Origin of the sequence: Tenacibaculum ovolyticum DSM 18103 (assembly GCF_000430545.1) — a bacterium.
GTDB classification, from domain to species: Bacteria; Bacteroidota; Bacteroidia; order Flavobacteriales; family Flavobacteriaceae; genus Polaribacter; species Polaribacter ovolyticus.
In genome coordinates this window covers 413,892-427,104 of the sequence record NZ_KE387163.1, presented here as the reverse complement: position 1 = coordinate 427,104, position 13,213 = coordinate 413,892, and the positions used below count along the sequence as shown (strand labels likewise).

Genomic DNA, 13,213 nt, shown 5'->3' with positions numbered 1-13,213 from the left:
GATAACATATACTTTTTTAGTAGTTTAAGTATGATATTTGTAATGTAACTAATCATTAAACTATAAAATTATGGCTTTACAAATCTCACAAAAAAAAGGAAAATTTTATTTAAACGGTAAACTAAATACCACAACCTCTAGATTTTTTATTGTTTATTTTGAACATAATTTACAGCATTGTAAAGATGTAACTATAAATATTGATAATGTAAAAGAAATAAGTAAAGAAGGTTTAGATGCAATAAGTACACTAACAGCTATTGCCTTAAAAGAAGATAAATTATTTTCAGTTACAGGTTATGGATGTAAAGAAATTTATGATCATTTTAATGAAATTAATGTAGCATAATCAGTTAAATAAAAATTAAGATATTTTTTTTCTAAAAAAAATATTCTTAAAATATTATTTAGCACCAACACAATTCTTTTAATGAAAAAATAAGAAAACTCATTTTTCTATATGTTAAAATATATCCCCAAATAAATAAAAAAAATAAAACACTTATGTTTTATTTTTTTTTTGTTACTTACATTTTGAATTTGATATTCAGTTATTTAAAAATTTTCACAAAACAATTATTGGTTTATAAAATAACAAAATACATAATGTTATTTGTGAGTTATTAAAAATAAATAAACTGAGTTAGAAAAAATAATTTTGAAGAGATACGTATATTAAATTAAGAAAAAGATGCCAAAAGTTTTAAAGTATAAAATTTCGTCAGAACAATTGTTTATGATAAGTGTTTTACTTGTAAATGGAGGTAATTATTTATATAATTTACTATTAGGTAGGTTTTTAGGGCCTGAGAAATTTGCTGATGCAGCCATTATGGTCACTTTTTTATTAGTACTTTCTTTTGTAGCAATGACTTTTCAGTTGGTAACAGCAAAATTTTCAGTAATTTTTGAAGGATTAGTTTTTAAAAAATTTATACTAAAAGTTTATAAAAACGCTTTTATTACAAGTATATTTTTAGGATTGTTAATTATTGTTTTTTCTAAAGAATTACAATATTTTTTCAGAACAACTTCCTATAGTATGTTTGTTATATTTGGTTTAGGAGTTCCTCTTTATTTTTTAATGAGTGTAAATAGAGGAATTTTTCAAGGTAAAAAACGGTTAACATCATTATCAATTACTTATCAGCTAGAAATGATAAGTCGTTTATTAATTACTTTCGGATTATTGTATTTTTTTAATATTGAATCATCAATATTAATAGCCATAGGAATTTTAGGGTCTTTTGTATTTGGTTTAATACCATTTAGTTATAAAATTATTTCATTTTCTAAAAAAACACCATTAGATAGTTCTCATAAAAAAATGGTTCGCAATTTTTTTATAATTACAGCATTTTATGAATTAACACAAATTATTATAAATAACAGTGATATTTTACTAGTAAAACATTATTTCGAATCTTATGATGCAGGTTTATATGCTTCTTTAGCATTAATTGGTAGAGTTGTTTATTTTATAGCTTGGATGTTTGTAATGTTATTATTACCGACTGTTGTTGAATTAAAAAAAGAAGGAAAACCGACATTACCTATTCTATTAAAATATGTTGGTTATATTTCTATTATTGCAACTTTAATTATCGTTGCTAGCTTTATTTTTCCAGAACAAATTATAACTATATTATTTGGTAGTGATTACTTTGAAATTGCACCATTATTATGGAAGTACGCTTTAGCTACAGGCGTTTTTGCAATTTCGAATATTTTTGCTTATTATTATTTGTCATTAGATAAGTATATCCCAGTAATTGTTTCTGGTATTTTTGGAATGTTACAAATAATTTTAATAATTTTATTTCATAAAACCTTAGAGCAAGTGGTACATATGCAAATATTTGCTATGATTTTATTACTACTTATTCAACTAAGCTTCTTTTTCTTAAAGGATAATACTATATTAATAAAACAAAATATTTAAATCTTTTCCCTTCAACTATGTATAGTTGTATTATAAACTATAATTAAAAAAGAATAGCCATGAAATTAGCAATTGTAACAGCATACCCACCAAGTAAAGTAACATTAAATGAATATGCTTATTATTTAACAAAGCATTTTAGACAACATGAAAGAATAACAGAATTAATTTTATTAACTGATGTTACAACAGGCGCAAAGGATATTGAATTTACAGAAGAGGGGTGTAAAATAACAGTTAAAGAATGTTGGAAATTTAATAGTTATAAAACGATACGATCGGTTAATAAAGCAGTAAAACAAACGAAACCAGATGCTGTATTGTTTAATTTACAGTTTATGAAGTTTGGAGATAAAAAAATAGCAGCAGCTTTGGGGCTACTATTGCCCTTAGTTTGTAGGATGAAAAAAATACCAACGATAGTATTATTGCATAATATTTTAGAGCAGGTAGATTTAAAAAGTGCAGGATTTACAGAAAATAAAGTAGCTCAAAAAATATATAATTTTATAGGAACGACTTTAACAAAGTTAATTTTAAAAGCAGATTTAGTTGCCGTAACAATGCATAAATATGTTACAACATTAGAAAATAAATATAAAGTTAGTAATGTAAAAATGATTCCGCATGGAACATTTGAAATCCCAGATAAACCTGAAGGGGATTTACCTGAAGGAGCTTTAAAAATTATGACATTTGGTAAGTTTGGTACCTATAAAAAGGTAGAAAATATGATTGAAGCTGTCGTGGAAATTAGAAAAAAAACAGGTTTAGATTTAGAAATTGTAATTGCTGGTACCGATAATCCAAATGTAAAGGGCTATTTAGCAGAAGTAGCTGAAAAATATAAACAAACACCTCAATTAACATTTACAGGCTATGTTGAAGAAAGTGATGTAGCAAGAATCTTTAATGAAAGCGCAGTAGTTGTTTTTCCATATACGTCAACAACAGGTAGTTCAGGAGTTTTACACCAAGCAGGAAGTTATGCAAAAGCTGTTGTTATGCCAAATTTAGGAGATTTAAAAACTTTAATAGAAGATGAAGGGTATAAAGGAGAGTATTTTGAACCAACAAGTATAACAAGTTTAGCAAGTGCTATTGAAAAAATAGTAACAAATGATAATCATAGAAAGTATTTAGAAGATGCTAATTATAAAGCAGCAACGGCATACCCAATGAAAAAAATAACAAAAATTTATATAGATGAGTTTGAAAAAATTATAAATAAAAAAGTTAAAGTATAGATATAAACTATTTAGAACCTGAAATATATTTAAAAGCAGCTTTTTTCTTACCAGATTTAGTAATAAAACCGAATTTTTTCTGAGGTTTTTTTCTCCAAGGAAGACTACCTACAACACTTTTAGGAATTTTTTCAAAATCATATAAAGTCCAAGACATAAATTGTAAATCATTCAATTCAATAAGTTCTTGGGCTTTTTTGTGGTAATTAGCTTGATCTTTTTTAGAGCTTCCAAAGGGTTTCCAAAAACCATTATAAGAAGAAATTCCAAACTCTTGCATAACTAAAGGCTTATTCGGTATTTTCTCTCTTAGTTCTTGTACAGCTGTTGATAGGTTTTCTAAATTTTCATAATAATGAAAAGAAATAAAATCAACTTTTTCTTTTAAAATTACAGCACTTTTAGTGTTAGACCAACCAATAGTAACAGGGTGTTTAGTATCTATGGATTTTACTAGGCTAATCATGTTATCTAGCCAAGCTATTACAATTTCTTTTCCCCTAGATTTAAAATCTAAATTAGGTTCGTTTTTAATATCCCAAGCAAGTAAAGCATCATGATCTTTTACAGTTTTAATAATAGTTGTTGCATGTTGTTGGTTTAATGTCCAATCTAGTACAGAATAATTACCATAAAAATCAAAGAGTGTTAATACAACCTTTAAATTATTAGCTTTTGCAAGATCTAAAGTTTGTATTAATTTAGTTAGTTTATCATTTCTAACTGTTGCTTTTCCAAAATCTTCATACTGTATAAAAATGCGTACCGAATTTAAACCAGCTTCTTTAATTATTTTAAAATCATTATTAATGGTATCTTCACTAAAAGTGCTACCAAACATATTCCAAGGAGTGTTTTTAGGATAATAATTAATACCTTTTATATGTAAACTATCTATAGGAATTGATTTATTTTTAAGAACGTGATTTTCACTATCTACTTTAACTAAGTGCCGAATACGCCAAAAACCATCTTCTAATAAAAAGATAATTTTATAAGTAGCTTTTTCAGATGTTTCTAAAATAAGTTTGTTTTTTTCTAAAACACGTTTGTATTCAATAACATCAGAATCAGTAAGAATAGCTAATTGTCCGTCTTCACTAAAAAAGTTTAATGTAGGTTGATGCCTTAGGGTAGTGGCATCAATAGAAATTTTTTGTTTTTTGTTAATTTCTATAGCCTCATAAATGTTTTGACGCGCATGATCTGTATAATAATCTTCAATTCCAGTAGTTGTATTTGTTTTATATGTAATATGTTTTACGTACCAAGCATTTAAATAATCTCTCTCTAAGTTTTTTAAATTTTCTAAATCCATTTCCCTACCTTCATTTTGCAAAGGAGACCATGTAATTTTAGGGGTGTATAATATTTCTTTTGCAATTTCGGTATGTAACATTAAACTCCTATCAGCACCTGTATTTAGGTAGCTGAAAAGTGCGCTAATACCGCCAATAATAAAGGCTATAATCATTATATATGATGCTATTAATATGGAACGAATAATATTTCTATTGATACCTACCATAGTGTTATTTTTTTAAATTCTTTTTTTAAACCAGCAGATGTGATTTTTAAAGTATAAGTATCTTTTTTATAAGCTGCTGTATTCAGATTAAAATTAACAAATCCATTATATGATGTTTTTATTTCAGAATTTATTAGCACATTGTTTTTATAAACAAAGAGAGATACAATGAGTCCGTCAGGAACCATTTGTTGCATAAAACTTTGCAAAGGGCCTATAGTAATAAGTCTATTATCATTAGAAAAATCAACTTTAAAATCTTCTATAACCTGTTTATAATTTACGCTAATAGTATTACTTTCAGCCATACCTTCAACATAGGCTTTAACCTTCCAGGTAGTTTCGTAGTCAGGATGAATCATTTTTGCGGTAGCAATACCTTTAATAGTTGTACCAGATGTTTTTAAAATATTTCCTTTTTTATTTCTGATAAAAAAATTAACAAATGTACCATCACTTACAATATTATTATACTCGTCTTTAACCGCAGAGGTTGAAAAATTAGTGATTTGGTTTCCATCAGCATATGAATGATGTCTTTTTGCAAAGATCTTAAAATTAGTAGGATTTGCAGGATATACTATTACTGTATATTCTTTAGAGTTTTCATCTAAACACTCAGAAGAAATCAACATACGACCATCCTTTAAAGGAGAATATAAATTTTTATAAGCTATTAAATTTTTAATATAGATAGCCTCTTTTTTTTGCTGGTTTAAAAATTGAAATTTAGTGGTAACTAAAGTTTTTTCAGCTAAAGGATTATCTAAAGAATCTGTAGGTATAATTATATGCATACTATAATCTTTTCTACCAGCTTCAATACTTGGAGGCCCAATATATGTTTCCATTGTAGCTACTTCTTGTAAAGGAACAATGTTTAACTTACCCATAAGTATAGTTTTATTTAATTTCCAGTGTACAATGCCTCTTTTTTTACACAGGTTTTTTGGGAATTTATAGTATAGAACATTGTTTTCTAAATTAGGTTTTATAAGCATTGTACTATAACTATTTGTACAATATAAAAATGGTTTTGAGCTATTAGAAGTAGCGAATTTTAAGGTAATATCATCTCCAGCTTTAAACTTAGTAGTTTTAGTAATTAGTTTTATATTAGAAGGTATTTCCGTTTCTTGTAAGATAGAAAAGGATGATAAAAAAATCAATCCTATTAAAAATATATATGAGTATTTAAGTTTCATTAATTGGGATTACCTATATATGCGTTCATTTCAATATTTATATATTTAAAATATTGATGTTGTATTGTTTGTAGTTGCTTATAACTATGGTTTTTTATCCTTTTTCCTATTATTTTGTTCGCGATTGCTTCATTAGGTAAACCGTTTACAAAAACATTTTTCATATCTGTATAAATCATTTTTATAGAATCACAAGCTAAAATATTATACTCGAAAGGTTGTTTACGTTGTTGACGAACACCTTCTTTAACAAATAGATGGTCAACCCAAAGTAAGTCTTTATTTTTTGAATAATAACTAATTAGTAGTTGTGGTACCGTAATTTCTTGTATACCACTGTTAAAAATGGTTCCTGTGACACTTTTCGGATGTGTTTTTAGGTTACTTAAAGTTATGTTTTTATGTAAATCAGATCCAGAAACATTTCCTGCAATATGCAAATTGAATTTGGTAGGTTGTTCTTCAAAAGCAACAGGAGTAAATTCATCAGGATTAAAAGTTTTTGGAATTGAATCTTTGGTGTTTGACCAAGCAATACCTTCAAAATTAATTTTAAAAGAACTAGTTTCTTTTGGCATTAATTTATGTTTAACATGGTATTTGGCATCATAGGTAGCAAGCTTTTTGTTATTATCATTATATAAAGTTCCTTTTAAAACAACATCGGCAGGAACATTGTCTATGTTTTGAACCTCTCCAATAATGGCGTAGTGTTGTTTAAATTTAACTAGCTTAGCAGAAAGAACTTCTAAAACAGGTTGCTTTAATACATCTTCATGTAGTGTTTGTTCGGTAGTAATACGTCTTCTTCCTTGGTTAAAATAGTTGGTAGTATTATTAGAATATAATTGATCAGGAGGTAAATCATTATTTAATTCCTGTGGTTGTATATACCACTTTGTTTTTTCTTTTATAAGTGATTTAAATTCTTCTTTATTTACTTTTTCTAGCGGAGTAATCCATTCTGTATTAACTTTTACAATAGCAGAGCTATCGGTTTTATGAAGAATGGTAGTAGTAATGGCGTCTAGTTTTGCGTAACTACTTAATAAACCATCTGTAACAGAAACCTCTAACATAAACTGTGCAATTGTCATATTGCTGTTTGGGGCGATTAAATTATATGCTTTTTCAAACTCTTTAAAATCTAAAGCGTCATAATATGCAATAATTGCATTTTTAGGATTTCGATGAGAATCATTTCTTAAGTAGAACTCGTAAAAACCGTAACCTAAAATGATTGCTAAAATAATTGTCCAAATATGTGTTATGGTTAAAAGACCTTTTGAAAATTTAGTATAGTTGTTCTGAAACTTTAAAAATTCAGGAGCTTTTTTAATTCTAGATTTTAAAGTATTTACCCATAACATTTGTATGTTTAAAACAAAAGCAAAGAGCACAGTTATAAATGGCATTAAACCCCAAAGAATTTTTTGCCATTTACTTACATCTTCTTTTGGAAGTATAGAAGAAAGTGGAGGTATATTTAAGCGCTCCCAGACCATTATACCATTTTCTAACTGTCGTAATCGCTGCCATCCACAAAAATAGAGGATAGGGTCGTAGAACTTATCGTTAGAGAAAATATATTTTAGATTGTATTTAGCAGGGGTTGTTAGAAATTGCTGTAAAGAACCAATACCAGCAACGCCTTTAAATTTAGAATTCTCTAAACGTTCAATAGGTCGTGTAGTTAACTCAGGTAATCGCCTTGCAGAATGATAATTTCCATCTACAGATAATCCTTTTGTTAAGGAGCTTAACCATGCCATTTGATCACCAAAACCTAAAGTTAAAAAGCGCCACTTATCGTGATCATCTTGATTTAAAAAATTAACAATAGGCAACATTTTTATTTTCTGAGGCTGTGATGGTCTAAAATAACCTAAACTCATCGTGAAAATAGTCATAAATACGAATAAACAAGCTAAAATACCACCAATAATACGATGATATACTGCGCCAAATTTAGATTGAATTAATGTCTTTAAATCACCGTTTACAAATCGAAAAGTAAACTCACCTAATAAAGGTAGTGCCATAATAGATGCCCATAAAGTAAATCTATCTAAAGTTAAAATATTAAAAGCTGTTTCTCCTAAAACCATTCTAGGAATTGGAGTAGTACCCCCAGTACCTAAAACAACACAGATAGTAAATGAAAGACCAAAAAATAAGTAACGTTTACTATAATATCTGTAAAAAAAATAAGGTAAAAGAATTAATAATATTCCCCAAGGAATTGTAAAGAAAACTAATCCAGATGAGGTGATTTCTAAAAAATTATCACGTGATCCATGTGGAATAGGAACTTGCGTAATTGGGTTTTTTTTAGAATTAATCCAATAAGGAAGTAAACAACCAATAATGATTACTAAAGATAATCCTCCAAAAGTAATCATCCGTTTAAAAAGCTTTGCAAAATATTTTATAAATACCTTAAAATTTACAGCTTTCATTGTTTTTACTTCTTCTTTAGAAGCATCCATTATAACCAAACCTATGAGTGGAAAAATAAAGAAAATCATTCCAAATATAGGAGTTACATGATGTGAAGTAACCGTTACAGAAATTAAAGAAAGTGAAGTTGCTAAATACCAGTATTTACCTGTTTTTAACCACAAATAAACTTCAGGTAAAGCGTGCATTAATACAGAAATCCCAATAATACTTGGTAATTGACCAAAAATATGTAATGTTTCTACAAATGATGAAGAGAATACAGCTAATACGGCTGCATAACCAGCTGATTGTTTATGAGAGGTAATTAATAAAGAAAATCGATATACACCTGTAATAAATAAAATTATGGCAATAATAGCTACGGTAAACATTCCAAATTTTAAGCCACCAATTAAAGACAATAAAGCTATAGATTGATGTACTAAAGGCGGGTAACTCATAACGGTAAAACCTGTGTACCATTTATAATTCCAAGGCTCAAACCAGCTGTTAGCATAATGATCTGCAAAAAATAAATGAATTAACGCATCATAGGTTGTTTCTAAAGTAAAGAAGATAGAAGTACCATGAAATGCAAGCCCTAATAGCAAAGCGGTAATTAAATACTTATTAGAAGTTTCTTTCAAAAGGCTATTTTTATTTAAATAAATTGCTTTTTAGGCAAACTATTTTTTGACTTATCGTTTTACAAAAAAACAATAATTTTAAGTAAATTATTGTTTGTTAATTATCTTAAATGATTCTCAATAGTAAATATATACTTTTTTAATTAAAGTATAACATACATTAAACAGTACCAAACTGCTGTTCATCTATAGTAAATAATAATTATTAGAAATTACATTGGTAAATTCGTAAAATACACTATATTAGTGTATTATAACTAACCCCCGAAAACTTAACCATGAAAATATTAGCTATAGATGACCAAAAATTAGTGTTAATTCCTCTAGAAAGTAGACTAAAAGAATTAGGATATGAAGTTATTACAGAATCTAATGGATTAAAAGGAATTGAACTATATGATTCTTCTCAACCAGATTTAGTAATTGTAGATTTAAATATGCCTTTAGTTTCTGGAATGGAGGTTATAAAGCATATTAGAGATATTAAAAAATCTTCTACACCAATTATGATTTTGTCAGGTAATACTGATGATCAAATGATAACAAAAGGCTTTGATTTAGGTATTAATGATTATATGAAAAAACCTTTAAGTTTAACTGAAGTTTGTGCTAGAGTAAAAAGATTAATAGGGGTACCAGAAACAACAAATAAAGATGCAAAATATAAAAGTGTAATTATACAGCAGCGATGTGTTGGAGTAGTAATACCTTGTTATAACGAAGAAAAAAGGTTATTAAGTAAAGAATTTATAGATTTTATAGATAAAAATTCAGGTTATCATTTATGTTTTGTAAATGATGGTAGTAAAGATAAAACATTAGAAGTTTTACATGATTTAAGAAAAGGAAAAGAAGATTTTATTACAGTGTATAACTGTGAAAAAAATGGAGGAAAAGCAGAAGCTGTAAGACAAGGTATGTTATATATGGCTAAGCAAGAAGATTTAGATTATATAGGTTTTTTAGATGCAGATTTATCTACAGATTTAACAGATTTTGATGATTTAGTTTCAACTATCGAAAATTCTAATTATAAAATAGTTAGTGGTTCTAGAATGAGTAGGATGGGAGCAAATATTACCAAAGAGTCTGCAAGGAAAATAATTAGTTTGACAATAAATTATGTTATTAGAAAAATTCTTTCAATGGATTTTAACGACACGCAATGTGGAGCAAAAATCTTTAAGAAAGATGTTATTGAAATTTCATTCGGTAAGAAGTTTATAACACAATGGATTTTTGATGTAGAAATTTTTAGAAGAATTACCCTTCATTTTGGACTTAAAAAAGCAAAGGAAATATTATGTGAACAACCTCTTAAAAGATGGATACATGCTGATGGGTCTAAATTATCAATGAGAGATTCTGTAAAAATTATTGGGCAATTAGGTCAAATAGCTTGGTTTTATAATGGTAAAAGAAAAAAAACAGAATTTAATAAAGCAATAAAAGAAAACCAATCTTTACTTCAAGTATAGTATGAAAAAAAGAATAAAATTTTTTTGAGAAGAATATTTATGACATCTTCTCTTAAAATTACATTAATCAAAAAACTATTAATTTTTTCAGAAAACTATGATAATTTTAAAAAAAACTATTAAGAAAATTTTCTTAATTGAAGGAAAAATACAGAACTATGATTGGGGAGGGAGAAAATTTATTTCAAATTTACTTCGTAGAAACAAAAAAGTAGCCATTTGTGCAGAATATTGGTTAGGAGCACACTTAAAAGCTCCTTCGATTATAAAAACAAAAAGAGGTAATTTTACTTTAGACTTCTTTTTACGACAAAAACCAATTGAAACTTTAGGGGTAAGAGTTGCGAACACTTTTGGTAAATTACCTTATTTATTTAAAGTTTTAGATGTAAACAAAATGTTGTCAATACAAGTGCATCCAACAAAAGAAGCGGCAGAAATTGGGTTTGAACTTGAAAATAAAAAAGGGATTGCCTTAACAGCAAAAAACAGAAACTATAAAGATAAAAATCATAAACCAGAGATAATGGTAGCTTTAGGTGATTTTTGGTTGCTACATGGTTTTTTGCAAAAAAAAGAGCTAATAGAAAACTTAAAAAAAACGAATGAATTAAACTTTTTATTGGATGTTTTTAAAGATGGGAATTATTTTGAATTGTATAAAAAAGTGATGGAATTTCCCCAGAAAGAAGTAAATACAATTTTGAAACCGCTGGCAGAAAAAATTTTACCAAAATTTTTAAATAACGAACTAGATAAATCTTCTCCAGAATATTGGTCGGCAAAAGTATTGAATAATAAAAAATCTAAAGATATTGATCGGGGCATATTTTCTATCTATTTTTTTAATATAGTAAACTTATCTAAGGGAGAAGCAATTTTTCAGGATGCAGGTGTTCCGCATTCTTATTTAGAAGGCAGAAATATAGAATTAATGGCTAATTCGGATAATGTATTAAGAGGTGGTTTAACGACTAAACATATTGATGTTATAGAACTTTTAAAAAATACAAAATTTGAAGAAACCATACCAAATATTTTATATGGTCTTGAAGATCCTAGTAATAGTGAATTGGTTTATAGAACAAAAGTAAAGGATTTTAAATTAAGTAAAATTCAAACAGAAAGACCTTTAAATTATAAATCGAAATCAAAATCAGTAGAAATACTAATTATTTTAGAAGGCTCGGTTACTGTTATACAAAAAGGGAATCGTATTAAAGTAAAAAAGGGACAATCAGTTTTAATAAAAGCAAATGCTAATTACACAATAATATCTACCAAAGGAGTTGAGATATATAAAGCAAGTGTGCCAGAAGTAAAATAGTTTTAGTGTTATTTACTTTATTACGTAAAAACACTAAAACTACTTATATATTATAATGTTTTATTTTTTATACCTCAACTTACCTATTTCTATTTGAATAGCAGTTCTAGCTAGTATTGTAAAAATTAGTGCTCCCATAGCCCAAATACCTATCGTAACTCCAATTTCTATTCCAGTAGGAGTATATTCTGCTATTTTACCGTAAGGACCAGGTATAAACCCAGGAATAATTAAACCAAAACCTTTTTCAATCCAAATAGCAATAAATAAAATAGTACAAGCAAAGAATAAAACTTTAAAGTTATTTCTAAGCTTATGAAAAGTTAATATAACGGTTGCTATAACATTTAAGGTTATTGCTGTCCAAATCCAAGGTAATAGTGCTGTTTTTCCATGTAAACCAAAGAACAAATAATAAGCACTTTCACTGTGATGAGTTGGAGCATAAAACTCTTTAAATAATTCTGAAACTAACATAATTAAGTTAATTTGAGCAGCAACAGTAACTACTAAAGCTAGTTTTTTAATCGTTTTATTTTCTATTTTAAACTCAGTATAAGTTCTAATAATAGCTAAAACTAAAATAATTAATGCAGGACCAGCAGCAAAGGCAGATGCTAAAAAACGAGGTCCTAATAATGCTGTATTCCAAAAAGGTTTTGCCTGTAAACCTTGGTATAAGAAAGCGGTGACTAAATGAATACCAACTGCCCAAAAAACAGAAAGTATTGCTCCTGGTAAATACACATTTTTTTTAGATTCTTTACCTTGATAATGTCTAAACAAAATATAAAAGGGAATACTAATATTAATAAACAAGTATCCATTTAAGGCGATAACATCCCAAGTTAACATCGAATTAGGGAAATTAAAAACTCCTACAATAGGCATCATATGCCATAAGACAGAGGGTCCTCCCATATCGGCAACAACAAAAGCTAAACACATTACAAGTGCAGCAACTGCTAATCCTTCACCTATAAGTACTGCTTGTTTAAAGTCTACATCTTTTAAAACATAGGTTGGCATAACCAACATTACTGCTGCTGCTGCTACACCTACTAAAAATGTAAAATTAGAGATGTACAACCCCCAACTTACACGATCGGTCATTCCTGTAACACTAAGGCCATGTTCTAACTGAATAGAATAGCAATACATTCCGATTAACATTAAGAAGGTTAAAAAAGCCATCCATAAATGGTACTTTTTAGTTCCGTGTGTAATTACATCTAGACTGTCTTTAATTAAACTTCCAAAAACTTTAAGTCTTTTCATTTTATCTTTTATTATAACTCTTAGTATATATCTTATTTTAGGGTGTTCCCTAAGGGTCGGGCTTTCCGTTAAATCTTTTATTTGATAACTTTTCGACTCGACTCAAAGAGACAAATAAA

Annotated in this window: 9 protein-coding genes; 5 read left to right on the top strand and 4 right to left on the bottom strand. The window is 27.6% G+C overall.

All coding sequences use genetic code 11. The features are described from left to right. The first annotated feature begins 70 nt into the window (after window positions 1-70). From H518_RS19780 to H518_RS0111890, 3 genes are all read left to right on the top strand, one after another. Window positions 71-349, top strand: coding sequence for a hypothetical protein (locus tag H518_RS19780; protein WP_043706890.1), 279 nt, complete (start codon window positions 71-73; stop codon window positions 347-349). A gap of 342 nt (window positions 350-691) precedes the next feature. Beyond that, window positions 692-1,942 carry an MATE family efflux transporter gene (locus H518_RS0111895; protein WP_028889261.1) on the top strand — a complete coding sequence of 417 codons (1,251 nt, stop codon included), beginning with the start codon at window positions 692-694 and terminating at the stop codon, window positions 1,940-1,942. Window positions 1,943-2,001: 59 nt separating this feature from the next. Then, window positions 2,002-3,189 (top strand): glycosyltransferase, encoded by a 1,188-nt coding sequence (locus H518_RS0111890; protein WP_028889260.1) that lies wholly within the window; start codon window positions 2,002-2,004, stop codon window positions 3,187-3,189. Window positions 3,190-3,196: 7 nt separating this feature from the next. Here H518_RS0111890 and H518_RS0111885 read toward each other — a convergent pair whose 3' ends face one another. Genes H518_RS0111885 through H518_RS0111875 form a run of 3 tightly spaced genes read right to left on the bottom strand, consistent with a single transcriptional unit; the run spans window position 3,197 to window position 9,011 of the window. Continuing rightward, window positions 3,197-4,717, bottom strand: a complete 1,521-nt coding sequence (locus H518_RS0111885) for a glycoside hydrolase family 2 TIM barrel-domain containing protein (RefSeq protein WP_028889259.1) — start codon at window positions 4,715-4,717, stop codon at window positions 3,197-3,199. Then, window positions 4,711-5,922: a hypothetical protein gene (locus tag H518_RS0111880; RefSeq protein WP_028889258.1), complete on the bottom strand. Its 1,212-nt coding sequence runs from the start codon at window positions 5,920-5,922 to the stop codon at window positions 4,711-4,713. Before H518_RS0111880 ends, H518_RS0111885 begins: the two co-directional genes overlap by 7 nt. Next, entirely contained in the window at window positions 5,922-9,011 is a 3,090-nt protein-coding gene (locus H518_RS0111875; protein WP_028889257.1) for a membrane protein, read from the bottom strand. The genes H518_RS0111880 and H518_RS0111875 overlap by 1 nt, the downstream gene beginning before the upstream one ends. Before the next feature lie 278 nt (window positions 9,012-9,289). Between H518_RS0111875 and H518_RS0111870 the strand changes: the two genes are divergently transcribed. After that, window positions 9,290-10,489 (top strand): response regulator, encoded by a 1,200-nt coding sequence (locus H518_RS0111870; RefSeq protein WP_028889256.1) that lies wholly within the window; start codon window positions 9,290-9,292, stop codon window positions 10,487-10,489. A 97-nt stretch (window positions 10,490-10,586) separates the two neighbouring features. Then, window positions 10,587-11,816, top strand: coding sequence for a mannose-6-phosphate isomerase, class I (gene manA, locus H518_RS0111865; RefSeq protein WP_043706887.1), 1,230 nt, complete (start codon window positions 10,587-10,589; stop codon window positions 11,814-11,816). 60 nt (window positions 11,817-11,876) lie between these two features. Here manA and dsrP read toward each other — a convergent pair whose 3' ends face one another. Beyond that, a complete protein-coding gene (dsrP, locus tag H518_RS0111860; RefSeq protein WP_028889254.1) occupies window positions 11,877-13,094 on the bottom strand; it encodes a sulfate reduction electron transfer complex DsrMKJOP subunit DsrP in 1,218 nt (405 codons plus the stop codon). Window positions 13,095-13,213 lie beyond the last annotated feature (119 nt).